This is a genomic window from Streptomyces sp. NPDC047880 (assembly GCF_040706515.1).
Classification (GTDB): Bacteria; Actinomycetota; Actinomycetes; order Streptomycetales; family Streptomycetaceae; genus Streptomyces.
On record NZ_JBEZOK010000004.1, the window covers coordinates 215,356 to 240,487 of the forward strand.

The following is a 25,132-nucleotide window of genomic DNA, read 5'->3' on the forward strand; positions in this document are numbered from 1 at the left end:
GTCCACCATAGGCGCCCGCACCGACAGCCCCGGAGTTGTCCACAGGTCCCGCCCGACGGAGACCGCTCCACACATCCGTACGACCGGGGGCCGGGGCCGGCCGGAGAACGCCGTGGGACCCGGCCCCGAGGAGACCGGGCCCCACCCAGGGCGTCACGCCTGTCAGCGCACGAAGACCCCCGCCTGCCCCGCCAGATCCAGGAAGTACTGCGGCGCCACACCGAGGACCACCGTGACCGCCACGCCCACTCCGATCGCCGTCATCGTCAGCGGTGACGGCACGGCCACCGTCGGGCCCTCCGGCCGTGGCTCGCTGAAGAACATCAGCACGATGACGCGGATGTAGAAGAACGCGGCGATCGCCGACGAGATCACACCGATCACGACGAGCGGTGCCGCCCCGCCCTCCGCCGCCGCCTTGAACACGGCGAACTTCCCGGCGAAGCCGGACGTCAGCGGAATGCCGGCGAAGGCCAGCAGGAACACCGCGAACACCGCCGCCACCAGCGGGGACCTGCGCCCGAGCCCGGCCCACTTGGACAGGTGCGTCGCCTCACCGCCCGCGTCGCGGACGAGGGTGACCACCGCGAAGGCGCCGATCGTCACGAACGAGTACGCCGCCAGGTAGAACAGCACCGACGAGACACCGTCGGGCGTGGTCGCGATGACACCCGCGAGGATGAACCCGGCGTGCGCGATCGACGAGTACGCCAGCAGCCGCTTGATGTCCGTCTGCGTGATGGCGACGATCGCACCGCCCAGCATCGTGACGATGGCCACGGCCCACATCACCGGTCGCCAGTCCCAGCGCAGACCCGGCAGCACGACGTACAGCAGCCGCAGCAGGGCGCCGAACGCCGCCACCTTCGTCGCCGCCGCCATGAAGCCGGTCACCGGAGTCGGAGCGCCCTGGTACACGTCCGGCGTCCACATGTGGAACGGCACCGCGCCCACCTTGAACAGCAGCCCCATGACCAGCAGCGCGGCGCCGATCAGCAGCAGCGTGTCGTTGCCCATGGTGTCGGCGAGCGCCGGGTTGACGTCCTGCACGGTGCCGTCGACGACCTGCGCGATCGTGGCGTACGACATCGAGCCCGCGTAGCCGTACAGCATGGCGATGCCGAACAGGGTGAACGCGGAGGCGAAGGCGCCCAGCAGGAAGTACTTGACCGCGGCCTCCTGCGACATGAGCCGCTTGCGGCGGGCCAGCGCGCACAGCAGGTACAGCGGCAGGGAGAGGACCTCCAGCGCCACGAACAGCGTCAGCAGGTCGTTGGCCGCCGGGAAGATCAGCATGCCGGCGACGGCGAACATCAGCAGCGGGAACACCTCGGTGGTGGTGAACCCGGCCTTGACCGCGGCCTTCTCGCTCTCGCTGCCGGGCACGGACGCGGCCTGGGCGGCGAAGGAGTCGACGCGGTTGCCGTGCGTCTCCGGATCGAGGCGCCGCTCGGCGAAGGTGAACAGGCCCACGAGGGCCGCCAGCAGGATCGTGCCCTGCAGGAACAGGGCGGGGCCGTCGACGGCGATCGCGCCCATCGCCGCGATGCGTGCCTTGGTCGTGCCGTACCCGTCGGCCGCGAGCGCCACGACCGCGGCGAAGGCGGCGGCGAGGGCGACGACGGACACGAACATCTGGGCGTAGTAGCGGGACTTCCGCGGGACGAACGCCTCGATCAGGATCCCGACGATCGCCGCGCCGATGATGATCAGAGTGGGGGCGAGCTGCCCGTATTCGATCTTCGGCGCGTCGATCTTGGCGATCGGGTCGGCCGCGTTTGTCCACAGGCTGTGGACGGCTGTTGCGCTCACTTGGCCGCCTCCACCTCGGGCTGGGGGTCCTTCTTATGGACGTCGGACATGGTCTGCTTGACCGCCGGATCGATGATCTGCGTGACGGGCTTCGGGTAGACGCCCAGGAAGATCAGCAGGACGACCAGCGGGGCGACGACCACGAGCTCACGGACCCGGAGGTCCGGCATCGCGGAGACCGCCGGTTTCACCGGGCCCGTCATCGTCCGCTGGTAGAGGACGAGGGTGTAGAGCGCGGCGAGGACGATGCCGAAGGTGGCGATGATGCCGATCACCGGATAGCGCGTGAACGTGCCGACCAGGACCAGGAACTCACTGACGAACGGCGCCAGCCCCGGCAGCGACAGCGTCGCGAGGCTGCCGATCAGGAACGTGCCGGCGAGCACCGGGGCGACTTTCTGCACACCGCCGTAGTCGGCGATCAGCCGCGAGCCGCGGCGGGAGATCAGGAAGCCCGCCACCAGCATCAGCGCGGCCGTCGAGATGCCGTGGTTGATCATGTAAAGCGTCGCGCCGGACTGCCCCTGGCTGGTCATCGCGAAGATGCCCATGATGATGAAGCCGAAGTGGGAGATCGACGCGTACGCCACCAGCCGCTTGATGTCCCGCTGGCCGACCGCGAGCAGCGCCCCGTAGATGATGCTGATCAGAGCGAGGACGAGGATCGCGGGCGTCGCCCACTTGCTGGCCTCCGGGAAGAGCTGGAGGCAGAAGCGGAGCATCGCGAAGGTGCCGACCTTGTCGACGACCGCCGTGATGAGCACGGCGACCGGGGCCGTCGACTCCTGCATGGCGTTGGGCAGCCAGGTGTGCAGCGGCCACAGCGGCGCCTTCACCGCGAAGGCGAAGAAGAAGCCGAGGAACAGCCAGCGTTCGGTGTTGGTCGCCATGTCGAGCGTGCCGTTGGCGCGGGCTTCGGCGATCTCCTGGAGCGAGAAGTTCCCGGCGACCACGTACAGGCCGATCACCGCGGCCAGCATGATCAGACCGCCGACCAGGTTGTAGAGGAGGAACTTGACGGCCGCGTACGACCGTTGGGTCGCCGCCACCTTCTCGCCGTGCTCGTGGGCACGGTCCCCGAAGCCGCCGATGAGGAAGTACATCGGGATCAGCATGGCTTCGAAGAAGATGTAGAAGAGGAAGACGTCGGTGGCCTCGAAGGAGAGGATCACCATCGCCTCGACGGCCAGGATCAGGGCGAAGAAGCCCTGCGTCGGCCGCCACCGGCTGCTGCCGGTCTCCAGAGGGTCGGCGTCGTGCCAGCCCGCCAGGATGATGAACGGGATGAGCAGCGCCGTGAGCGCGATGAGCGCCACCCCGATGCCGTCCACGCCCAGTTCGTAGCGGACGCCGAAGTCGGCGATCCAGGCGTGGGACTCGGTGAGCTGGTAGCGGTCGCCGTCCGGGTCGAAGCGCACCAGGACGACGATCGCCAGGACGAGCGTGGCGAGGGAGAAGAGCAGCGCCAGCCACTTGGCGGCGGTGCGCTTCGCGGCCGGTACGGCGGCCGTGGCGATCGCCCCGACGGCCGGGAGCGCCGCTGTCGCTGTCAGCAGAGGAAAGGACATCGGTATCAGACCGCCCTCATCAGCAGGGTCGCGGCGACGATGACCGCCGCGCCGCCGAACATCGAGACCGCGTAGGAGCGGGCGAAGCCGTTCTGCAGCCTGCGCATCCGCCCGGAGAGGCCGCCGACCGAGGCCGCCGTGCCGTTGACGACGCCGTCGACCAGGGTGTGGTCGACGTAGACCAGGGACCGCGTGAGGTGCTCGCCGCCGCGGACCAGGACGACGTGGTTGAAGTCGTCCTGGAACAGGTCACGCCGGGCGGCCCGGGTGAGCAGCGAACCGCGCGGGGCGACGGCCGGGACCGGGCGGCGGCCGTACTGGGCCCAGGCGAGGGCCACGCCGATGATCATGCAGGCTACGGTCGCGGAGGTGACCACGCCCGCGCTGATCGGCGGATTGCCGTGGCTGTGTCCGGTGACCGGCTCCAGCCAGTGCATGAACCGGTCGCCGATGCTGAAGAACGCGCCTCCGGCCACCGATCCGACGGCCAGCACGATCATCGGGATCGTCATGATCTTGGGCGACTCGTGCGGGTGCGGCGGGGTGTACTCGCCGCGCGTCTCGGCGGCGGGCTCCACGCCGGGCCGGGCCGGGGACGGCGTCGGGGCGTTGCGCCAGCGCTCCTCGCCGAAGAACGTCATCAGCATCACGCGCGTCATGTAGAACGCGGTGATGGCCGCGCCGAGCAGGGCGCAGGCGCCGAGGATCCAGCCCTCGGTGCCGCCCTTCGCGAACGCCGCCTCGATGATCTTGTCCTTGGAGAAGAACCCTGACAGCCCCGGGAAGCCGATGATGGCCAGGTAGCCGAGGCCGAAGGTGATGAACGTGACCGGCATGTACTTCCGCAGGCCGCCGTAGCGGCGCATGTCGACCTCGTCGTTCATGCCGTGCATGACCGAACCGGCGCCGAGGAACAGCCCGGCCTTGAAGAAGCCGTGCGTCACCAGGTGCATGATCGCGAAGACGTAGCCGATGGGGCCGAGGCCGGCGGCGAGGATCATGTAGCCGATCTGCGACATGGTCGAACCGGCCAGGGCCTTCTTGATGTCGTCCTTCGCGCAACCGACGATCGCACCGAACAGCAGCGTGACCGCACCGACGATGGTGACGACCAGCTGCGCGTCCGGGGCGCCGTTGAAGACGGCCGCGGAGCGGACGATCAGGTAGACGCCCGCCGTCACCATGGTCGCCGCGTGGATGAGGGCCGAGACCGGGGTCGGGCCCTCCATCGCGTCCCCGAGCCAGGACTGGAGCGGCACCTGGGCGGATTTGCCGCAGGCGGCGAGAAGCAGCATCAGCGCGATCGCGGTCAGCTTGTCCTCACCGGCGGCGCCTGCGAGCCCGGCCTCCCCGTGGCCGCCGAGCACCGGCCCGAAGGCGAAGGTGCCGAACCACAGGAACATCAGCATGATCGCGATGGACAGGCCCATGTCGCCGACGCGGTTGACCAGGAAGGCCTTCTTGGCGGCCGTGGCGGCGCTGGGCTTGTGCTGCCAGAAGCCGATCAGCAGGTAGGAGGCGAGACCGACGCCCTCCCAGCCGACGTACAGCAGCAGGTAGTTGTCGGCGAGGACGAGGATCAGCATCGCCGCGAGGAACAGGTTCAGATAGCCGAAGAAGCGGCGGCGCCGCTCGTCGTGTTCCATGTATCCGACGGAGTACAGGTGGATCAGCGATCCGACGCCCGTGATCAGCAGCACGAACGTCATGGACAGCTGGTCGAGCTGGAAGGCGACGTCCGCCTGGAAGCCCTCGACCGGGATCCAGCTGAACAGGTGCTGGCTCAGGACCCGGTTCTCGGCGTCCTGGCCCAGCATGTCGGTGAACAGCACCAGGCCGAGCACGAAGGAGACGGCCGCGAGCAGGGTGCCGAGCCAGTGGCCGACGGCGTCCAGCCGCCGCCCGCCGCACAGCAGGACCGCCGCTCCGAGCAGGGGCGCCGCCACCAGCAGCGCAATGAGGTTCTCCACGATTCTTCCGACCCCTTACAGCTTCATCAGGCTGGCGTCGTCGACCGAGGCCGAGTGGCGGGCACGGAACAGGGACACGATGATCGCGAGCCCGACCACGACCTCGGCGGCGGCGACGACCATCGTGAAGAAGGCAATGATCTGGCCGTCGAGGTTGCCGTGCATCCGGGAGAAGGCGACGAACGCGAGGTTGCAGGCGTTGAGCATGAGCTCGATGCACATGAACACGACGATCGCGTTGCGCCTGATCAGCACGCCGGTGGCGCCGATCGTGAACAACAGGGCCGCGAGGTAGAGGTAGTTGACGGGGTTCACTTGGACGCCTCCTCGGGCTGGAACTTCGCCGGCCCGACCGCCCTGCGCTCCAGACGCTCCTCGGACCGCTGCTCCAGGGCCTTGAGGTCGTTGAGCGCCTCCTGCGACACGTCACGGATCTGGCCGCGCTCGCGCAGGGTCTTGCTGACGGTGAGGTCGGACGGGGAGCCGTCGGGCAGCAGGCCCGCGATGTCGACCGCGTTGTGCCGGGCGTACACACCCGGTGCCGGCAGGGGCGGCAGCTGCTTGCCCGACCGGACGCGCTGCTCGGCGAGCTCCCGCTGCGTCTTGGCGCGCTCGGTGCGCTCGCGGTGCGTGAGCACCATGGCGCCGACGGCTGCGGTGATGAGCAGGGCTCCGGTGATCTCGAACGCGAAGACGTACTTGGTGAAGATGAGGGCGGCCAGACCCTCCACGTTGCCACCGGCGTTGGCCTGGCCGATGCCGTTGAAGTCCGTCAGGGACGCGTTGCCGATCCCGCCGATCAGCAGGACGCCGAAGCCGAGCCCGCACAGCAGGGCCAGCCACCGCTGGCCCTTGATGGTCTCCTTCAGGGAGTCCGCCGCGGTGACGCCGACGAGCATCACGACGAACAGGAACAGCATCATGATCGCGCCGGTGTAGACGACGATCTGGACGACGCCCAGGAAGTAGGCGCCGTTGGCGAGGTAGAACACCGCCAGGATGATCATGGTGCCGGCGAGGCAGAGCGCGCTGTGCACGGCCCTCCTCATGAGGATGGTGCACAGGGCGCCGATCACCGCGACGGTGCCGAGGATCCAGAACTGGAAGGCCTCTCCGGTGGAGGTGGAGTAGGCGGCGAGCTGGGCGGTCATCGGCCGATCACTCCCTCCGACGCGGGTTCCGTCCCGCCGAAGGTCGAGTCGGCCTCCTGGACGACCTCGCCCTTGGAGTGGGCCACCTGCCGCTCGGTGCCGGGCGCGGCCTCCGTCACCAGGCCCCGGTAGTAGTCCTGTTCGTCGGTGCCCGGGTAGATGGCGTGGGGCGTGTCGACCATGCCCTCCTCGAGACCGGCGAGCAGCTGCTCCTTGGTGTAGATGAGGTTGGCCCGGCTGGAGTCGGCCAGCTCGAACTCGTTGGTCATCGTGAGCGCCCGGGTGGGGCAGGCCTCGATGCACAGGCCGCACAGGATGCAGCGGGCGTAGTTGATCTGGTAGACGCGGCCGTACCGCTCGCCCGGCGAGTAGCGCTCCTCGTCGGTGTTGTCCGCGCCCTCCACGTAGATGGCGTCGGCGGGACAGGCCCAGGCGCACAGTTCACAGCCGACGCACTTCTCCAGGCCGTCCGGATGGCGGTTGAGCTGGTGCCGGCCGTGGAAGCGCGGAGCCGTGGTCTTCTGCTGCTCCGGGTACTGCTCGGTCAGCCGCTTCTTGAACATGGCCTTGAAGGTCACGCCGAAGCCGGCCACGGGGTTCTGGAAACCGGGCTTGGTGTCCTTGGGTTCCTCAGCCTTCGAGCGCTCGAGTTCCTCAGCCATCGGACGCCTCCTTTCCATCCGTAGATCCGCCCAGAGATCCGTCACTCTGAGTATCGGGCCCACCACTGACAATCAGCTCCCGCTCCCGGCGCGCGCGGCGCGGGACCGGCGGAAGTTCCTGTCCGGGCAGGGGCGGTACGGGGAATCCGCCCGCCATCGGGTCGAAGGCGGCCGGGGTGTCGGCCGGCTGTTCGGCCTTCTTGGCCTTCTCGCGGAACATGTCGGCGACGAAGGAGAGCAGCAGCAGGGCGAGCACACCGCCGCCCACGTAGAGGGCGATGTCGGCGAAGTCGTAGCCCTCGTTCCGGAAGGCCCGGACGCTCGCGACGAGCATCAGCCACACCAGGGAGACCGGGATGAGGACCTTCCAGCCGAGCTTCATCAGCTGGTCGTAGCGGACGCGCGGAAGGGTGCCGCGGATCCAGATGAACATGAACAGCAGCAGCTGCACCTTGACGGTGAACCACAGGAGCGGCCACCAGCCGTGGTTGGCGCCCTCCCAGAAGGTGCTGATCGGCCAGGGGGCCCGCCAGCCGCCGAGGAACAGGGTGGTGGCGACGGCCGAGACGGTCACCATGTTGACGTACTCGGCGAGCATGAACATCGCGAACTTGATCGACGAGTACTCGGTGTTGAAGCCGCCGACCAGGTCGCCCTCGGACTCGGGCATGTCGAAGGGGGCGCGGTTGGTCTCGCCGACCATCGTCACGATGTAGAGCACGAAGGAGACCGGCAGCAGCACGATGTACCAGCGGTCGGCCTGCTGCTCGACGATCGTCGAGGTCGACATCGATCCCGAGTAGAGGAAGACCGAGGCGAAGGCGGCGCCCATCGCGATCTCGTAGGAGATCATCTGCGCGCAGGAGCGCAGGCCGCCCAGCAGCGGGTACGTCGAGCCGGAGCTCCAGCCCGCCAGCACGATGCCGTAGATGCCGACCGAGGCGACCGCGAGGATGTAGAGCATCGCGATCGGCAGGTCGGTGAGCTGCATCGTGGTGCGCTGGCCGAAGATCGAGATCTCGTTCCCGGCCGGGCCGAAGGGGATCACCGCGATCGCCATGAAGGCCGGGATGGCCGCGATGACCGGCGCGAGGACGTAGACCGCCTTGTCCGCGCGCTTGACGATCACGTCCTCCTTGAGCATCAGCTTGATGCCGTCGGCGAGCGACTGGAGCATGCCCCAGGGGCCGTGCCGGTTCGGGCCGATGCGCAACTGCATCCAGGCGACGACCTTGCGCTCCATGACGATGGAGATCAGCACGGTCACCATCAGGAAGGCGAAGCAGAACACCGCCTTGATGACGACCAGCCACCACGGGTCGGTACCGAACATGGAGAGGTCTTCTGCGGCGAGGTACGGGCTCATGCCTCCACCTCCTTGGGGGCCTCGCCGGCGAGCGTCGCCGGGCCGATGCGGACGAGGGAGCCGAGCCGCGCCCCGGTGTCGGAGGCGACGCCGCCGCCGGTGGAGTTCAGCGGCAGCCACACCACCCGGTCGGGCATGTCGCTGATCTGGAGCGGGAGTTCCACGACCCCCTGGGGGCCGGTCACCGCGAGCAGGTCGCCGTCCTTGACGCCCGCCTCGGCGGCCGTCGGGGCCGACACCCGCGCGCGTGCCGCGTGCCGGGTGCCGGCGAGTGCCTCGTCGCCCTGCTGGAGGAGGCCCTGGTCGAGCAGCAGCCGGTGCCCCGCGAGGACGGCTTCTCCGACGGCGGGCCGCGGCAGCGCGGCCGCGGTCTCCAGGGGCTCACCGGCCCGCGGGCCGCCCCAGGCGCCGAGCCGGTCGATCTCGCCGCGCACGGTGCGCAGGTCCGGCAGCCCGAGGTGGACGTCCATGGCGTCGGCGAGCATCTGCAGCACGCGCGCGTCGGTGGGCGCGGAGCGGCGGGTCAGATGGTCCGGCTTGAGCGCGGCCTCGAAGAAGCGGATCCGGCCTTCCCAGTTGAGGAAGGTGCCGGCCTTCTCGGCGACCGCGGCGACGGGCAGGACGACGTCGGCCTTGCGCGTGATCTCGCTCGGCCGCAGTTCCAGCGAGACCAGGAAGCCCACTTCGTCGAGCGCCGCACGCGCGCGTGCCGGGTCGGGCAGGTCGGCGACCTCCACACCCGCCACCAGCAGGGCCTGGAGCTCTCCGGTGGCGGCGGCCTCCACGATCTGGCCGGTGTCACGGCCGTAGCGGTGCGGGAGACCGGCGACGCCCCACAGGGCGGCGACCTCGTCCCGCGCGCGCGGGTCGGTGGCCGGGCGCCCGCCCGGCAGCAGCGACGGCAGCGCGCCCGCCTCGATCGCGCCGCGCTCCCCGGCCCGGCGCGGGATCCACACCAGCCGGGCGCCGGTCGCGGCGGCGGTGCGGACGGCGGCGGTGAGCCCGCCGGCCACCGACGCCAGCCGCTCGCCGACGACGATCACCGCACCCTCGGCCCGCAGCGCCTCGGCGGCGAGCGCGCCGCCGTCCTCCAGGCCGGTGCCGCTCGCGAGCGCGTCCAGCCACTCGGTCTCGGTGCCGGGAGCCGCCGGAAGCAGGGTGCCGCCGGCCTTCTCCAGCCCCCGGGTGGCGTGCGTGGCGAGCGAGAAGGTCCGCTGCCCGTGCTTGCGCCAGGCCTTGCGCAGCCGCAGGAAGACGCCGGGAGCCTCCTCCTCCGCCTCGAACCCGACCAGCAGGACGGCGGGGGCCTGCTCCAGCGCGGTGTACGTGACGCCCGTGCCGTCGAGGTCCCGGCCGCGCCCGGCGATCTGGGCGGCCAGGAAGTCGGCCTCCTCGCTGCTGTGCACGCGCGCGCGGAAGTCGATGTCGTTGGTGTCGAGCGCCACGCGCGCGAACTTGCTGTACGCGTAGGCGTCCTCGACGGTGAGGCGGCCACCGGTCAGGACGCCGGTGCGGCCCCGGGAGGCCAGCAGCCCCTGGGCCGCGATCTGGAGCGCCTCCGGCCAGGAGGACGGTTCCAGCTCGCCCTCGGCGTTGCGCACCAGCGGCGTCTGAAGCCGGTCCCGCTGCTGGGCGTAGCGAAACCCGAACCGCCCCTTGTCGCAGATCCACTCCTCGTTGACCTCGGGGTCGTTCGCCGCGAGGCGCCGCATGACCTTGCCGCGCCGGTGGTCGGTGCGGGTGGCGCAGCCGCCGGAACAGTGCTCGCACACCGACGGGGAGGACACCAGGTCGAAGGGCCGGGAGCGGAATCGGTACGCCGCCGAGGTGAGCGCGCCGACCGGGCAGATCTGGATGGTGTTGCCGGAGAAGTACGACTCGAACGGGTCGCCCTCGCCGGTGCCGACCTGCTGGAGCGCGCCGCGCTCGATCAACTCGATCATCGGGTCGCCCGCGACCTGGTTGGAGAACCGGGTGCAGCGGGCGCACAACACGCACCGCTCGCGGTCGAGCAGCACCTGCGTGGAGATCGGGACGGGCTTCTCGTAGGTCCGCTTGCGGCCGTCGAAGCGGGAGTCGGCGTCGCCGTGCGACATGGCCTGGTTCTGCAGCGGGCACTCGCCGCCCTTGTCGCAGACCGGGCAGTCCAGCGGGTGGTTGATGAGCAGGAGCTCCATCACACCCTTCTGGGCCTTCTCCGCGACCGGCGAGGTGAGGTGGGTCTTCACCACCATCCCGTCGGTGCAGGTGATGGTGCAGGACGCCATGGGCTTGCGCTGGCCCTCGACCTCGACGATGCACTGGCGGCAGGCGCCGGCCGGGTCGAGCAGGGGGTGGTCGCAGAACCGGGGGATCTCGATGCCGAGCTGCTCGGCGGCCCGGATGACCAGGGTGCCCTTGGGCACGCTGATCTCCGCGCCGTCGATCGTCAGCGACACGAGGTCCTCCGGCGGGACCGCCGCCGCTCCCCCGCCGGAGGGAGAGCTGGTGGTCACGGTCATGCGTTCACCTCCGTGCGGTCGGCCCAGGCCGTCGACTTGGCCGGGTCGAAGGGGCAGCCCCGGCCCGTGATGTGCTGCTCGTACTCCTCGCGGAAGTACTTGAGCGAGGAGAAGATCGGCGAGGCGGCGCCGTCGCCGAGGGCGCAGAACGACTTGCCGTTGATGTTGTCGGCGATGTCGTTCAGCTTGTCGAGGTCGGACATCCGTCCCTTGCCGGCCTCGATGTCACGCAGCAGCTGCACGAGCCAGTAGGTGCCTTCGCGGCAGGGCGTGCACTTGCCGCAGGACTCGTGGGCGTAGAACTCCGTCCAGCGTGTGACGGCACGGACCACGCAGGTCGTCTCGTCGAAGCACTGGAGTGCTTTCGTGCCGAGCATGGAACCCGCGGCGCCCACTCCTTCGTAGTCAAGGGGGACGTCGAGGTGTTCGTCGGTGAACATCGGCGTCGAGGAGCCGCCCGGCGTCCAGAACTTGAGGCGGTGCCCGGGCCGCATCCCGCCGCTCATGTCGAGCAGCTGGCGGAGCGTGATCCCGAGCGGCGCCTCGTACTGGCCGGGGCTGGCGACGTGGCCGGAGAGGGAGTAGAGCGTGAAGCCGGGCGACTTCTCGCTCCCCATCGACCGGAACCATTCCTTGCCCCGCTGCAGAATCGCGGGAACCGACGCGATCGATTCGACGTTGTTCACCACAGTCGGGCACGCATAGAGGCCCGCGACGGCAGGGAAGGGGGGACGAAGCCGCGGTTGGCCCCGGCGGCCTTCGAGCGAGTCCAGCAGTGCGGTCTCCTCACCGCAGATGTACGCGCCCGCGCCCGCGTGCACGGTGATGTCGAGGTCGAGTCCGCTGCCCAGGATGTCCTCGCCGAGGAAGCCCGCCTCGTAGGCCTCGCGCACGGCGGAGTGCAACCGCCGCAGTACGGGGACGACTTCACCCCGCAGATAGATGAAGGCGTGCGACGACCTGATGGCGTAACACGCGATGATCATGCCCTCGATGAGGCTGTGCGGGTTCGCGAAGAGGAGCGGGATGTCCTTGCACGTCCCGGGCTCCGACTCGTCGGCGTTGACAACTAGATAGTGCGGCTTTCCATCCCCCTGGGGAATGAACTGCCACTTCATCCCGGTGGGGAATCCCGCGCCGCCGCGCCCGCGCAGACCGGAGTCCTTGACGTACGCGATCAGGTCGTCCGGCGACATGGCGAGCGCCTTGCGAAGCCCTTCGTAGCCGTCGTGCCGCCGGTACACGTCCAGCGTCCAGGACCTGTCCTCGTCCCAGAAGGCCGACAGCACCGGTGCGAGCAGCTTCTCCGGGCTCATGTCCTTCAGCTCGGGTGCCAAGGTCATCACTCCCCCTCCTCGGCGGTGGGCCCGGCCGGGTGGGCCGGGTCGGAGGCCGACGTGTCCTGCGGCGCGTCGTGCGAGCTCAAGTGCTCCGTCGGTGACGGCTCGTGCGGTGCCCCGGTCCGGGCCGCCTCACCACGCGGGTGCACCACGCGCGCGGGAGAGGCCTCGCCCTTGGCGAGCTTCAGGCCGACCAGGGAGGCGGGTCCCGCGCTTCCCCCGGACTCCACGGCCCCCTCCCGCTCGTCGGGGAAGCCGGCCAGGATCCGGGCGGTCTCCTTGAAGGTGCACATGCGCGCCCCGCGGGTGGGGGTGACCGGCCGTCCCGCGCGCAGGTCGTCGACGAGGCTCTTGGCGCTGGCGGGCGTCTGGTTGTCGAAGAACTCCCAGTTGACCATCACGACCGGCGCGAAGTCGCATGCCGCGTTGCACTCGATGTGCTCGAGGGTGACCTTGCCGTCGCCGGTGGTCTCGCCGTTGCCGACCCCGAGGTGCTCCTGGAGCTCCTCGAAGATGGCGTCCCCGCCCATCACGGCGCACAGGGTGTTGGTGCACACCCCGACCTGGTAGTCACCGCTCGGCCGGCGGCGGTACATGGTGTAGAAGGTGGCGACCGCGGTGACCTCGGCCGTGGTCAGGCCGAGCACGTCAGCGCAGAACTGCATACCGGTGCGGGTGACGTGCCCTTCCTCGGCCTGCACCAGGTGCAGCAGCGGCAGCAGGGCGGACCGGGAGTCCGGGTAGCGGGCGACGACCTCGCGCGCGTCCGTCTGCAGACGGGCCCGGACGTCGTCCGGGTAGGCGGGTGCGGGCAGTTCGGGCATGCCCAGGCTGACGCCCCGCTCGGAAGACGATGTGGTCACCGGTCGACGCCTCCCATCACGGGGTCGATGGACGCCACCGCGACGATGACGTCGGCGACCTGGCCGCCCTCGCACATCGCCGCCATGGCCTGCAGGTTGGTGAAGGACGGGTCGCGGAAGTGGACCCGGTAGGGGCGGGTGCCGCCGTCGGACACGACATGCACCCCGAGTTCGCCCTTGGGTGACTCGACCGCCGCGTACGCCTGTCCCGGCGGGACGCGGAAGCCCTCGGTGACCAGCTTGAAGTGGTGGATCAGGGCCTCCATGGAGGTGCCCATGATCTTCTTGATGTGGTCGAGGGAGTTGCCGAGGCCGTCGGGCCCCAGGGCGAGCTGGGCCGGCCAGGCGATCTTCTTGTCGGCGACCATGACCGGGCCGGGCTGGAGCCGGTCCAGGCACTGCTCGACGATCCTCAGCGACTGGCGCATCTCCTCCAGCCGGATGAGGAAGCGGCCGTAGGAGTCGCAGGTGTCGGCGGTCGGGATCTCGAAGTCGTACGTCTCGTAACCGCAGTACGGCTGCGCCTTGCGCAGGTCGTGCGGCAGGCCGGTGGAGCGCAGGATCGGGCCCGTCGCGCCGAGGGCCATGCAGCCGGCCAGGTCCAGGTAGCCGACGTCCTGCATGCGGGCCTTGAAGATGGGGTTCCCGGTGGCGAGCTTGTCGTACTCCGGGAGGTTCTTCTTCATCTTCTTCACGAACTCGCGGATCTGGTCCACCGCGCCGGGTGGGAGGTCCTGGGCGAGTCCGCCGGGGCGGATGTACGCGTGGTTCATCCGCAGGCCGGTGATCAGCTCGTAGATGTCGAGAATGAGTTCACGATCACGAAAGCCGTAGATCATGATCGTGGTCGCGCCGAGTTCCATGCCGCCGGTGGCGATGCACACCAGGTGCGAGGAGAGCCGGTTCAGCTCCATCAGGAGGACGCGGATGATCGAGGCCCGGTCGGGGATCTGGTCCTCGATACCGAGGAGCTTCTCCACGCCGAGGCAGTACGCCGTCTCGTTGAAGAACGGCGTCAGGTAGTCCATGCGCGTCACGAACGTGGTGCCCTGCGTCCACGTCCGGTACTCGAGGTTCTTCTCGATGCCGGTGTGCAGGTAACCGATTCCGCAACGGGCCTCGGTGACGGTCTCGCCGTCGATCTCCAGGATCAGGCGGAGCACCCCGTGGGTGGACGGGTGCTGGGGGCCCATGTTGACGACGATGCGCTCGTCGTCGGCCCGGGCCGCGGTCTCGACGACCTCGTCCCAGTCGCCGCCGGTCACCGTGTAGACGGTGCCTTCGGTGGTCTCGCGAGGAGAAGCGTGCGAGGTGCTCATGAGTACGACCTCCGCTGGTCCGGAGCCGGGATCTGGGCGCCCTTGTACTCGACGGGGATGCCGCCGAGGGGGTAGTCCTTGCGCTGCGGAAAGCCCTGCCAGTCGTCCGGCATCATGATCCGCGTCAGGGCGGGGTGGCCGTCGAAGACGATGCCGAAGAAGTCGTACGTCTCGCGCTCGTGCCAGTCGTTCGTCGGATAGACCGAGAACAGCGACGGGATGTGCGGGTCGCTGTCGGGGGCGCTGACCTCCAGGCGGATCACCCGGTTGTGGGTGATGGAGCGCAGGTGGTAGACGGCGTGCAGCTCGCGGCCCTTGTCGTGCGGGTAGTGCACGCCGCTGACGCCGGTGCACAGCTCGAAGCGCAGCGCCGGGTCGTCGCGCAGGGTGCGGGCGACGCGGACGAGGTGCTCGCGCTCGATGTGGAAGGTCAGCTCGTCCCGGTCGACGACCGTCTTCTCGATGGCGTTGTCCGGGAGCAGGCCCTGTTCCTCCAGGGCGCCCTCGAGCTCGTCGGCGACCTCGTCGAACCATCCGCCATAGGGGCGGGTCGCCGGTCCCGGGAGCCGGACCGAACGGACCAGGCCGCCGTAGCCGGAGGTGTCTCCGCCGTTGTTGGCACCGAACATGCCGCGCTGGACGCGGATCTCTTCACCGCCCTGGCCGCGCTGGCCCGGGAGGTTCTCCGCGGAGAGGTCCTTCTCGGGGTTGACCCCGTTGCCGTTCGCGTCGCTCACCGCAGCAGCCCCTTCATCTCGATGGTGGGCAGCGCCTTGAGCGCCGCTTCCTCCGCCTCGCGGGCCGCCTCCTCGGCGTTCACGCCGAGCTTGGAGCTCTGGATCTTCTGGTGGAGCTTGAGGATCGCGTCCATGAGCATCTCCGGCCGGGGCGGACAGCCGGGGAGGTAGATGTCGACCGGCACGATGTGGTCGACGCCCTGGACGATGGCGTAGTTGTTGAACATGCCGCCGGACGAGGCGCAGACCCCCATGGAGATCACCCACTTGGGGTTCGGCATCTGGTCGTAGACCTGCCGGAGCACCGGCGCCATCTTCTGGCTCACCCGGCCCGCGACGATCATCAGGTCCGCCTGGCGCGGCGAGCCCCGGAAGACCTCCATGCCGAAGCGCGCGAGGTCGTAGCGGCCGGCGCCGGTGGTCATCATCTCGATGGCACAGCAGGCGAGGCCGAAGGTGGCGGGGAAGACCGAGGCCTTGCGCACCCAGCCCGCGGCCTGCTCGACGGTGGTCAGCAGGAAGCCGCTCGGCAGCTTTTCTTCGAGTCCCATGACGTGTGGCCCCTCAGTCCCATTCCAGGCCGCCGCGCCGCCATACGTACGCGTACGCGACGAAGACGGTGAGCACGAAGAGCAGCATCTCCACGAGCCCGAAGATCCCCAGGGCGTCGAAGGTGACGGCCCAGGGGTAGAGGAAGACGATCTCGATGTCGAAGACGATGAAGAGCATCGCCGTCAGGTAGTACTTGATGGGGAAGCGCCCGCCGCCGGCCGGCGTGGGGGTCGGCTCGATACCGCACTCGTAGGCCTCGAGCTTGGCCCGGTTGTACCGCTTGGGCCCGATCAACGTGGCCATGACCACGGAGAAGATCGCAAAGCCTGCCCCGAGGGCTCCCAGTACGAGGATGGGCGCATAAGCGTTCACCGCTCCTCGCTCCTCTCAGTCGGCACTGACTGCTGGCGGTTTGCATCGGGCTCACATCCGCCCCACCCGTCCCTCGAACCCCGCCCGCCCCGGCGAAGATCGGGAACATGTGAAGCAGGTCACAAGCCCAACCGCGTGCATCTTATGCCCGACGCTCTGTGATCTGCGACACGGGGTATTGCACAAGCTTTGTGATCTCCACCACCTGACGATCGATCATGAAGTCGGATGAGCGGTGATCTTCACACGCGAAGCGTCCGAGTGATCACGAGAGGTGACATTTTGGCTCGTCAGCGCAGGCCGGAGGGTGCGTCTCAATATCAAGAGGGTTCTCTTGCATGCAAATTGGCGGTGGACTTGATCTCTTGATAGAGGCGCGTTCACACGTGAGGGGGTGCCCGGGGCGGAGTGTGGACGCGTGCACGCGTTCACGATCTCCGCGAGCCCGTGATCCGGTCGTGATCTACGCCCCTGGACGCGACCGGAGGGGCGGCCGTTCCGTGACCTCCGCCACATCGATGAGAGGTCCATGAGAACGGGGCTTGGCCAATCAACCCAACCGATGGTAGGCGCGGGGCAATTCGGGCGTATTGATCAAACGCCGTGATCACAGGCCGATCACGGTGCGCCCGCAATGTCCGTTACGGCGTCAATAAAGAGCCTCGTTCGGGGGTTTTGGGGGCCCGATTGAGTAACTGTGGCGCAGCACACGTTTCTTGAAGATATGAAGGAGCCCCTGGTACCGGTTATTCCCATGTCCCACACCGCTCACATACGCAGCCACCGGAAACCCCGCCGCAGCGCGACCTCATCGATCGCCCTGCGCGCCGGAGTGGCCGGTGGCGTTCTCAGCATGGCAGCGGCGGGTGCGTCGGCCTCGGCGAACGCCGCCGAGCCGGTGACGCAGACCATCGAACTGCCCACCCTGACGGCCGACATGTCCGCTCAGGTCGCCCAGTCCGCTGCCGCCACCCAGCAGGCCGCCGCGAACTACGAGCTGCGCGCCGAGCGTGACGCCGCCGCCGCCAAGGCCGCCGCGGAGGCCAAGAAGGACCTCGCCGAGGCGAAGAAGAAGGCAGAGGCCAAGAAGAAGGCCGCCGAGGCCGCCCGCAAGGCCGCCGCCGAGCGCGCCAGCCGCAGCACCGAGCGCGCCACCCTCTCCGCGTCCACGTCCACGTCCGCCTCCACGTCCGTGTCGGCGCCCGCCAGCGGCAGCGTCGCGACGGTCATCGCGTTCCTCAAGGCCCAGGTGGGCGACGCCTACGTCATGGGTGCCACCGGTCCCAACGCCTGGGACTGCTCCTCCCTGGTGCAGGCCGCGTACAAGCAGGTTGGTGTGGACCTGCCGCGCGTCTCGCAGGACCAGTCGATGGCCGGTACGGACGTCCCGCTGTCCAGCGTCCAGGTCGGCGACATCCTGTACTGGGGCGGCAAGGGCTCCGCGTACCACGTGGGTGTCTACATCGGGAACGGCCAGTACCTCGACGCGGCCAACCCCTCCAAGGGCGTCGTCATCCAGGACCTGTCGGGCTACCCGGCGTCGGGCGCGGTGCGCGTCCTGTGACGTCGCACACCGTCTGACCCTTTCCGCACATACGGGCTCGGGGGCCGCTGCCACACCATGGCAACGGCCCTCCCGGCCTGTCCGGGGCCCGTCGGGCCCCCCGGCCCCACCCGTGCCCCCGAGGCGCTCCAGTGGCCCCCAGAAGCCGCCCTGGAGGCCACACGGCTGACGACCCGGCCCGGCGCTTCCTTCACTCCGGCACCTTGCGCCCGAATCGTCACGACGTGACCGGGTGTTGAGGGCGGGTGGCACGAGTGCGCCGCCCGCGCCGCTCCGTTGGCGGGCCTGTTGTCCCGTACGCCCGAAAAGCCCCTTGCCCGCGTCGCGGCGTTGAACGTCCGACGGCAGGCCGGGGCACCACGGGCACTCGGGCCCGACCGTCACCCGCACCCGCAGGCCGGGCGCGCCCGTCCGTTCGTTCAGGCCTTCGGGGCCACCCGGCTCAGACCGTTGATGATGCGGTCCATCGCGTCGCCGCCCGTGGGGTCGGTGAGGTTCGCGAGGAGCTTCAGCGTGAACTTCATCAGCATGGGGTGCGTGAGACCGCGCTGGGCCGCGATCTGCATGACCTTCGGGTTGCCGATGAGCTTCACGAAGGCGCGTCCGAGCGTGTAGTAGCCGCCGTAGGTGTCCTTCAGGACGCGCGGATAACGCTGGAGGGCCAGTTCACGGCTCGCGGGCGTCGGCCGGGCGTGGGCCTGGACGATGACGTCGGCGGCGATCTGCCCGGACTCCATGGCGTAGGCGATGCCCTCGCCGTTGAACGGGTTCACCAGGCCGCCGGCGTCACCGACGAGCAGCAGTCCCCTGGTGTAGTGCGGTTGGCGGTTGAAGGCCATCGGCAGGGCGGCGCCGCGGATCGGGCCGGTCATGTTGTCCGGTGTGTAGCCCCAGTCCTCCGGCATCGACGCGCACCAGGCCTTGAGGACCTCGCGCCAGTCCAGCTCCTTGAAGGAGTCGGAGGTGTTGAGCACGCCCAGGCCGACGTTCGAGGTGCCGTCGCCCATGCCGAAGATCCAGCCGTAGCCGGGCAGCAGGCGGTCCTCGGCGCCGCGGCGGTCCCACAGCTCCAGCCAGGACTCCAGGTAGTCGTCCTCGTGGCGCGGGCTGGTGAAGTACGTGCGCACCGCCACGCCCATCGGCCGGTCCTCGCGGCGGTGCAGGCCCATCGCCAGGGACAGCCGGGTGGAGTTGCCGTCGGCGGCGACGACGAGCGGCGCGTGGAAGGTGACCTCGCGCTTCTCCTCACCGAGCTTGGCGTGCACGCCCGTGATGCGGCCGGTGCGGTCGTCGATGATCGGCGCACCCACGTTGCACCGCTCGAACAGCCGGGCACCGGCCTTCTGGGCCTGCCGGGCGAGCTGCTCGTCGAAGTCGTCGCGCTTGCGGACGAGGCCGTAGTCGGGGAAGGAGGCGAGATCCGGCCAGTCGAGCTGGAGCCGCACCCCGCCGCCGATGATGCGCAGGCCCTTGTTGCGCAGCCAGCCGGCCTCCTCCGAGATGTCGATGCCCATGGCCACCAGCTGCTTGACGGCACGCGGGGTGAGCCCGTCGCCGCAGACCTTCTCGCGGGGGAACTCGGTCTTCTCCAGCAGGAGGACGTCGAGCCCCGCCTTGGCGAGGTGGTAGGCGGTGGTGGAGCCCGCCGGCCCCGCGCCCACGACGATCACATCGGCGGTGTTCTCCGAGAGGGGCTCGGTCACGACACTCACGGCGGGATCTCCCCAAGGTTCGGAATTGATGTGCCGACCGGCACCCGACATGGGCAGTCTATGCAGCGGTATTCATCACCCGGCTGAAGGGCTGCCCCGTGAATCGAGCTCTCCCCGCCGTACGGCTGCGCGTCCCCACGCACGAGGACGCGTTCGCCTGGCACCGGATCTTCGACGACCCGGACGTCATGGAGTTCCACGGCGGCAGGGCCGCGGAGCTCTCGGTCTACGAGGAGCTCACCGCCCGCCAGCGCCGGCACGACGCCGAGCTCGGCTTCTGCCTGTGGACCGTGCTCGACGAGTCGGGGCAGGTCATCGGCTTCACCGGTGCCCAGCCGTGGGAGCGGTCCTGGGGCCCGGCCGGCGAGATCGAGATCGGCTGGCGGCTGGGCCGGAAGCACTGGGGCAAGGGCTATGTGACGGCTGCCGCGCAGCGGACCCTGGAGCGGATGCGGGCGGTCGGCGTCCCGGGCGTCGTCGCGATGGTCGACGCCCGCAACAGCCGGTCCATCGCGGTGACGCAGCGGCTGGGGATGCGCCTCGCCGAGACGTTCACGACCCCGGCCTCGCAGCGCACGGGACACTGCTACCGGCTCGACCTCCGGGGCGTTGACGGACGGTAGTCGTCTGCCACAGAAAGACATCCGTCGCTTCCGGTCGGTACGGGGCGGGAGTTACCCTTCCCGTACCGCTGGGGGTGACATCTGTGCACATATCCCGCAAGACACCCGAAGTGTGCGTACCGCGTCTGGTCGGGCTGATGGCCGTGGACGCGCGGGAGACGGCCCGGGCGCGGGGTCTCCTCCTCACCACGCCGGACCGGCCCGAGCCCCCGCTCACCGTCGTCGACTACGTCGTGCGCCAGTACCCGCAGCCCGGAGCCGAGGTGCCGCGGGACTCGATGGTCTACGTGTGGTTCGACTTCGGGCCCGGTGAGGGCGGCGGGGGCGTGCACGAACCGCGGATCCCCCGTCCGCCCCGGGGCGGTCTGCGGCGCGAGCTGGACGAGCCGGGCGACCCGTCCATGGCGCTCAGCTCGCCTTGAAGCCCCGGTGCAGGGCGACGATCCCGCCGCTCAGGTTGCGCCAGGCCACCCGGGACCAGCCGGCCTTGCCCAGCCGCTCGGCCAGCGCGGGCTGGTCGGGCCAGGCGCGGATGGACTCGGCGAGGTAGACGTAGGCGTCGGGGCTGGAGGACACGGCCCGGGCGACCGGCGGCAGGGCGCGCATCAGGTACTCGGTGTAGACCGTGCGGAACGGCGCCCACGTCGGGTGCGAGAACTCGCAGATCACGATGCGCCCGCCGGGCCGGGTCACCCGGAGCATCTCGCGCAGGGCGGCGTCCGTGTCCTGCACGTTGCGCAGCCCGAAGGAGATGGTGACGGCGTCAAAGGTGTCGTCCTTGAAGGGGAGCCGCGTGGCGTCGCCGGCGGTGTACGGCAGCCAGGGCCGGCGCTGCTTGCCGACCTGGAGCATGCCCTGCGAGAAGTCGCAGGGGACGACGTAGGCGCCGGTGCGGGCGAAGGGCAGCGAGGAGGTGCCGGTGCCCGCCGCGAGGTCGAGGATCTTCTGCGCGGGGCGCGCGTCGACCGCCTTGGCGACCTCCTTGCGCCATCGCCGGTCCTGGCCGAGGGACAGCACGTCGTTGGTCAGGTCGTACCGTTCCGCCACGTCGTCGAACATCGAGGCGACTTCGTGCGGCTGCTTGTCCAGGGATGCGCGGGTCACGGGCCCATTCTTGCAGTACCCCCTCCGGGCAGGAGCCTCGGCTTCTTCCGTGCCGTCACGTCCTCCACCCGGCCGCACAGCAGCACGAACACCGCGATCAGCACCCAGCCCACACCGGACAGGAACCACTGACTGCCGAGAAGGTGAGCGCGATGGTCTGGTCGGGGACGGAGACGGTCGTGGCCTGTCCGCCGCGGAAGGTGACGATCGGCGCGCGCAGACAGCCGTCGAGGAGCATCACGCAGGTCGGTGCGAGCAGGAGCAGCAGGGCGAGGACGACGCGCGGCCGCTGCGACGCGGCGGCCTTGCCCGCGGCCCGTTCCATCCGGGAGGGGCGCGGCGCCGGCCGCGCGAAGGGGTGGTCGTGGTCATGGGACGCCCCGGTCAGTCGGCGCCGGCGGAGGCGGACGGGGACGCGGTGTGGCGCTCGCGGCCCCCGGGCCGGAGTCGACGGGACGCCGCTCGGGCCGGCCCCCCGGGCCGCCTGGAGCCCCCTCCGGCCCGTCGGCGCCGGGCCACGCACCCGCGAACGGCAGCAACTGCGACGGCGTCAGGTACGTCCCTCAACCCATGAAGGCAGCGCCGAAGACGGCCGCGTATATCCGAGGCGGACGGCCTCCAGCAGGAGGCCGAACCGGCGCGGCAGCCGGGCCCTGCGACCGGAGTCGTCGCCGAACACGGGGCCTTCCGCGGACCCGTTGCCGCGTTTGCAGCGGCGACCGCGAGGGGCGTGGTTTTCGACGGCAGGCCCGGAATGCATTCACCGGACAGTAGGGCACCTTTATGTGCTCTAAACTCGGGTTTTCTCGTGAGGGACCCCTTTCTCCGAGAGTTCTCGGGAAACCCAGCGGAACTCGCCGTGCGCAACCGGCCTCGTGAGACGTTTGCTGCCGGGAAACGTATTCCTGTCCGACCACCACCCTCACGAGAACGGGAGCGCACGTCATGAGGAGTTACCGGAAACCGGTGGCGGCCGGGCTGGGCTGTCTCTTCGCCCTCGCCACCGCCGCGTGCTCCGGGCAGGACGACGCGGCCCCTGCGGCCTCAAAGGCCCCCGCGTCCGCCACGTCCCCCACGGCGCCGGCCGCGGCCGGCGTCTCGTACGCCCCGTACCTCAGCGCCACCGAGGCCGCCGGCACCGACACCGCCGGCTCCCCCACGACGTACAACCTGGCGTTCGTCATAGCCGACGGCGACGACTGCACCCCGCGCTGGAACGGCACGCACGCCATCGACGACGCGAAGGTCGCCTCCCGCATCGCGAAGCTCAAGGCGGACGGCGCCCGGCTCCGGGTCTCCTTCGGCGGCGCCTCCGGCAGGGAACTCGCGGTGAACTGCGACAGCGTCGCGAAGCTGGCGGCGGCGTACGGCGAGGCCCTCGACGCGGCGGGCGCCACCCTGGCCGACTTCGACATCGAGGGCGACGAACTCTCCGACTCCGCCTCCATCGCCCTGCGTTCGGAGGCGATCGCGCGGTTGCAGGAGGAACGGGCCGGCCTGAAGGTGTCGTTCACGCTCCCGGTGATGCCGTCCGGGCTCGACAAGGACGGCCTCGCACTGCTCGCCTCCGCCAACGACAAGGGCGTACAGGTCTCCACCGTCAACCTCATGACGATGAACTACGGCTCGTCGTACGACGGTGACATGGGCGGTTACGCCCTCACGGCCGCCAAGGCCGCGCACACCCAGCTGAAGAAGACCTTCGGCACCTCGGACGCGACCGCCTGGCGGGGCATGGCGCTCACTTCGATGATCGGCGTCAACGACGTCGCGAACGAGACGTTCACGCTCGCGGACGCCGCCGAGGTGCGGGCGTTCGCCGAGGAGAAGGGCATCGCCTGGGTGTCGATGTGGTCGGCGGCCCGGGACCGGCAGTGCGCGGACGGCTCCGACTCGGCGAAGGCGGCCACCGATTGCAGCGGTGTGACGCAGGGTGCGGGGGCGTTCGGGAAGGCGTTCGCGGGCTGACCCGGCCCCGGGGTCAGCGGGCCCGGTACACCAGCCGTCCGGCCAGCACGGTCGCCACGCAGGTGGCCGCGCCGCGCTCGCGCAGGGCCGCCTCGTCGGGTACGTCGAACACGGCCAGGTCGGCCCGGCCGCCGACGGACAGCGGGCCGTGGACCGTGCCGGGGAGGTCGTACCCCTCCGCGAACGGATCGAGGTCGGGCCGCTCACCGAGGAGCGTGCCGGGAGCCCCGGTGGTCCCCACGACGGTCAGCCCGGACCGCGCGACGGCCGTGGCCACCAGGGGATCGCGGAAACGGGCGCCGGGCGAGGCGACCGCGGTCGTGCCGTAGCGCAGCATCCGCTGCACTCCGCGCCGTACGCTGCCCGACCAGCGGGTCTCGGTGAGGTCGCCCAGGGCGGCCAACCGCTCGCCCCACAGAGGCTGTTCGCCCAGCTCGTCGGCTTCGCGTGGGTCGGGGTGGTAGCACCGGCGCAGCAGCCACAGCGCGTGCCACTGGCGCAGCCCCGGGGTGAGGACGCCGGGCCAGCGTCGCACTCGCGCGCCCGGCGCGTCCTCGACGGCCTCCTCGAACGGCCCGACGGCGATGATCCGGTCGCCGTCCACCACGACGGCGCCGTCCACGACGGGTGCGTCCATGCCGGGTGCCGCACCCGCCGGGAGGACCAGCGGGGCGGCGTGGATCGTCAGCACCGGCGGGTCAGTTGGGGGCCAGCAGCTTCAGCTCGGGGTGAGCCGTGCCGCCCTCGATGGCCGTGGAGGAGATGTGCGAGACCACGCGGTCGTCGACGGGGTCGTTCGCCGGGTCGTCGTGGACGACGAGGTGCTCGTACGTGGTGGCGCGCTGGGCGGGCACCCGGCCCGCCTTACGGATCAGATCGATGATCTCCATCCGGTTGGACCGGTGCTTGGCACCGGCCGACGACACCACGTTCTCCTCCAGCATGATGGAGCCCAGGTCGTCGGCGCCGTAGTGCAGGGAGAGCTGGCCGACCTCCTTGCCCGTGGTCAGCCAGGAGCCCTGGATGTGGGCGATGTTGTCCATGAACAGCCGCGCGATGGCGATCATCCGCAGGTACTCGAACAGCGTCGCCTGCGTGCGGCCCTTCAGGTGGTTGTTCTCCGGCTGGTAGGTGTACGGGATGAAGGCGCGGAAGCCGCCCGTGCGGTCCTGGACGTCCCGGATCATGCGCAGGTGCTCGATGCGCTCGGCGTTGGTCTCGCCGGTGCCCATGAGCATGGTGGAGGTGGACTCCACGCCCAGGTTGTGGGCGATCTCCATGATCTCCAGCCAGCGCTCGCCGGACTCCTTCAGCGGGGCGATGGCCTTGCGGGGCCGCTCGGGCAGCAGCTCGGCACCGGCACCGGCGAAGGAGTCCAGCCCGGCGGCGTGGATGCGCTGGATGGCCTCCTCGACGGACACCTTCGAGATCCGGGCCATGTGCTCGACCTCGGACGCCCCCAGGCTGTGGATGACCAGCTGCGGGAATTCCTTCTTGATCGCCGCGAAGTGCTTCTCGTAGTACTCGACGCCGTAGTCCGGGTGGTGGCCGCCCTGGAACATGATCTGTGTGCCGCCCAGCTCGACGGTCTCCGCGCAGCGGCGCAGGATGTCGTCCAGGTCACGCGTCCAGCCCTTGTCCGTGGCCTTCGGCGGGGCGTAGAACGCGCAGAACTTGCACGCCGTGACGCACACGTTCGTGTAGTTGATGTTGCGCTCGATGATGTACGTCGCGATGTGCTCGGTCCCGGCGTACCGGCGGCGGCGTACCGCGTCGGCGGCGGCTCCAAGGGCGTGCAGCGGGGCGTCCCGGTACAGCACGAGCGCCTCGTCCGGGGTGATCCGCCCACCGGCGGCTGCACGGTCGAGGATGGGCTGAAGGTCGGCCTTCTCGGTCACCGGGCGTCCCTTTCGTAAGGGTTGTGGACGGACCAGCCCAGCGTACGCCA

The 25,132-nt window shown here is 69.9% G+C and carries 22 protein-coding genes and 2 pseudogenes; 4 read left to right on the forward strand and 20 right to left on the reverse strand.

The genetic code is table 11. The features are described 5' to 3' along the window. Nucleotides 1–162 precede the first annotated feature (162 nt). The 14 genes from nuoN to AB0937_RS08920 are packed head-to-tail and all read right to left on the reverse strand — an operon-like array spanning nt 163 to nt 16,213. Nucleotides 163–1,812, reverse strand: coding sequence for an NADH-quinone oxidoreductase subunit NuoN (gene nuoN / locus AB0937_RS08855; RefSeq protein WP_366710486.1), 1,650 nt, complete (start codon nt 1,810–1,812; stop codon nt 163–165). Next, nucleotides 1,809–3,380, reverse strand: a complete 1,572-nt coding sequence (locus AB0937_RS08860; RefSeq protein ID WP_366710488.1) for an NADH-quinone oxidoreductase subunit M — start codon at nt 3,378–3,380, stop codon at nt 1,809–1,811. Before AB0937_RS08860 ends, nuoN begins: the two co-directional genes overlap by 4 nt. Before the next feature lie 5 nt (nt 3,381–3,385). After that, nucleotides 3,386–5,350, reverse strand: coding sequence for an NADH-quinone oxidoreductase subunit L (gene nuoL / locus AB0937_RS08865; RefSeq protein ID WP_366710489.1), 1,965 nt, complete (start codon nt 5,348–5,350; stop codon nt 3,386–3,388). Between the two features lie 15 nt (nt 5,351–5,365). Beyond that, a complete protein-coding gene (nuoK, locus tag AB0937_RS08870) occupies nt 5,366–5,665 on the reverse strand; it encodes an NADH-quinone oxidoreductase subunit NuoK (protein ID WP_003992252.1) in 300 nt (99 codons plus the stop codon). Then, on the reverse strand, nt 5,662–6,501 hold the full coding sequence (locus AB0937_RS08875; RefSeq protein WP_366710492.1) for an NADH-quinone oxidoreductase subunit J: 840 nt from the start codon (nt 6,499–6,501) through the stop codon (nt 5,662–5,664). The genes nuoK and AB0937_RS08875 overlap by 4 nt, the downstream gene beginning before the upstream one ends. Then, entirely contained in the window at nt 6,498–7,163 is a 666-nt protein-coding gene (nuoI, locus tag AB0937_RS08880) for an NADH-quinone oxidoreductase subunit NuoI (RefSeq protein ID WP_366710493.1), read from the reverse strand. The genes AB0937_RS08875 and nuoI overlap by 4 nt, the downstream gene beginning before the upstream one ends. Then, nucleotides 7,156–8,529 carry an NADH-quinone oxidoreductase subunit NuoH gene (gene nuoH / locus AB0937_RS08885; RefSeq protein WP_366710494.1) on the reverse strand — a complete coding sequence of 458 codons (1,374 nt, stop codon included), beginning with the start codon at nt 8,527–8,529 and terminating at the stop codon, nt 7,156–7,158. The genes nuoI and nuoH overlap by 8 nt, the downstream gene beginning before the upstream one ends. Further along, on the reverse strand, nt 8,526–11,030 hold the full coding sequence (locus tag AB0937_RS08890) for an NADH-quinone oxidoreductase subunit G (protein ID WP_366710495.1): 2,505 nt from the start codon (nt 11,028–11,030) through the stop codon (nt 8,526–8,528). Before AB0937_RS08890 ends, nuoH begins: the two co-directional genes overlap by 4 nt. After that, nucleotides 11,027–12,376, reverse strand: a complete 1,350-nt coding sequence (gene nuoF, locus AB0937_RS08895; RefSeq protein ID WP_366710497.1) for an NADH-quinone oxidoreductase subunit NuoF — start codon at nt 12,374–12,376, stop codon at nt 11,027–11,029. The genes AB0937_RS08890 and nuoF overlap by 4 nt, the downstream gene beginning before the upstream one ends. Continuing rightward, on the reverse strand, nt 12,373–13,233 hold the full coding sequence (nuoE, locus tag AB0937_RS08900; RefSeq protein ID WP_366710498.1) for an NADH-quinone oxidoreductase subunit NuoE: 861 nt from the start codon (nt 13,231–13,233) through the stop codon (nt 12,373–12,375). Before nuoE ends, nuoF begins: the two co-directional genes overlap by 4 nt. Next, nucleotides 13,230–14,552 (reverse strand): NADH-quinone oxidoreductase subunit D, encoded by a 1,323-nt coding sequence (locus tag AB0937_RS08905; protein ID WP_053669589.1) that lies wholly within the window; start codon nt 14,550–14,552, stop codon nt 13,230–13,232. The genes nuoE and AB0937_RS08905 overlap by 4 nt, the downstream gene beginning before the upstream one ends. After that, nucleotides 14,549–15,289, reverse strand: a complete 741-nt coding sequence (locus tag AB0937_RS08910) for an NADH-quinone oxidoreductase subunit C (RefSeq protein WP_366710500.1) — start codon at nt 15,287–15,289, stop codon at nt 14,549–14,551. The genes AB0937_RS08905 and AB0937_RS08910 overlap by 4 nt, the downstream gene beginning before the upstream one ends. Beyond that, on the reverse strand, nt 15,286–15,840 hold the full coding sequence (locus AB0937_RS08915; protein ID WP_007383964.1) for an NADH-quinone oxidoreductase subunit B family protein: 555 nt from the start codon (nt 15,838–15,840) through the stop codon (nt 15,286–15,288). The genes AB0937_RS08910 and AB0937_RS08915 overlap by 4 nt, the downstream gene beginning before the upstream one ends. A gap of 13 nt (nt 15,841–15,853) precedes the next feature. Beyond that, nucleotides 15,854–16,213 carry an NADH-quinone oxidoreductase subunit A gene (locus AB0937_RS08920; protein ID WP_003992243.1) on the reverse strand — a complete coding sequence of 120 codons (360 nt, stop codon included), beginning with the start codon at nt 16,211–16,213 and terminating at the stop codon, nt 15,854–15,856. 724 nt (nt 16,214–16,937) lie between these two features. Between AB0937_RS08920 and AB0937_RS08925 the strand changes: the two genes are divergently transcribed. Then, nucleotides 16,938–17,777, forward strand: a complete 840-nt coding sequence (locus AB0937_RS08925) for a C40 family peptidase (protein ID WP_366710661.1) — start codon at nt 16,938–16,940, stop codon at nt 17,775–17,777. 419 nt (nt 17,778–18,196) lie between these two features. On the opposite strand, the gene AB0937_RS08930 is transcribed toward AB0937_RS08925, so the two are convergent. Continuing rightward, complete coding sequence (locus tag AB0937_RS08930; protein ID WP_366710502.1) at nt 18,197–19,489, reverse strand: geranylgeranyl reductase family protein; 1,293 nt, start codon at nt 19,487–19,489, stop codon at nt 18,197–18,199. 98 nt (nt 19,490–19,587) lie between these two features. On the opposite strand from AB0937_RS08930, the gene AB0937_RS08935 reads away from it, so the two are divergent. Both AB0937_RS08935 and AB0937_RS08940 read left to right on the forward strand, forming a co-directional pair. Then, nucleotides 19,588–20,112, forward strand: a complete 525-nt coding sequence (locus AB0937_RS08935) for a GNAT family N-acetyltransferase (protein ID WP_366710503.1) — start codon at nt 19,588–19,590, stop codon at nt 20,110–20,112. A 74-nt stretch (nt 20,113–20,186) separates the two neighbouring features. Then, nucleotides 20,187–20,534, forward strand: a complete 348-nt coding sequence (locus tag AB0937_RS08940) for a PASTA domain-containing protein (protein ID WP_366710504.1) — start codon at nt 20,187–20,189, stop codon at nt 20,532–20,534. Here the strand turns inward: AB0937_RS08940 and AB0937_RS08945 are convergent. The 3 genes and pseudogenes from AB0937_RS08945 to AB0937_RS08955 all read right to left on the reverse strand — a co-directional run. Then, nucleotides 20,521–21,216 (reverse strand): demethylmenaquinone methyltransferase, encoded by a 696-nt coding sequence (locus AB0937_RS08945; protein WP_366710505.1) that lies wholly within the window; start codon nt 21,214–21,216, stop codon nt 20,521–20,523. The genes AB0937_RS08940 and AB0937_RS08945 overlap by 14 nt on opposite strands. After that, nucleotides 21,213–21,365 (reverse strand): annotated as a pseudogene (locus tag AB0937_RS08950) (acyltransferase); the annotation flags it as partial. The gene AB0937_RS08945 and the pseudogene AB0937_RS08950, both read right to left, overlap by 4 nt. Then, nucleotides 21,356–21,588: pseudogene (locus AB0937_RS08955) on the reverse strand (bi-functional transferase/deacetylase); the annotation flags it as partial. The pseudogenes AB0937_RS08950 and AB0937_RS08955, both read right to left, overlap by 10 nt. A gap of 573 nt (nt 21,589–22,161) precedes the next feature. Here AB0937_RS08955 and AB0937_RS08960 point away from each other — a divergent pair. Next, complete coding sequence (locus AB0937_RS08960) at nt 22,162–23,184, forward strand: chitinase (RefSeq protein WP_366710506.1); 1,023 nt, start codon at nt 22,162–22,164, stop codon at nt 23,182–23,184. 13 nt (nt 23,185–23,197) lie between these two features. Here the strand turns inward: AB0937_RS08960 and AB0937_RS08965 are convergent, their stop codons facing one another. Together AB0937_RS08965 and mqnC are read right to left on the reverse strand one after the other, a co-directional pair. Next, nucleotides 23,198–23,875 (reverse strand): hypothetical protein, encoded by a 678-nt coding sequence (locus tag AB0937_RS08965; RefSeq protein ID WP_366710508.1) that lies wholly within the window; start codon nt 23,873–23,875, stop codon nt 23,198–23,200. A 7-nt stretch (nt 23,876–23,882) separates the two neighbouring features. Next, on the reverse strand, nt 23,883–25,082 hold the full coding sequence (gene mqnC / locus AB0937_RS08970; RefSeq protein ID WP_030839983.1) for a cyclic dehypoxanthinyl futalosine synthase: 1,200 nt from the start codon (nt 25,080–25,082) through the stop codon (nt 23,883–23,885). Nucleotides 25,083–25,132 lie beyond the last annotated feature (50 nt).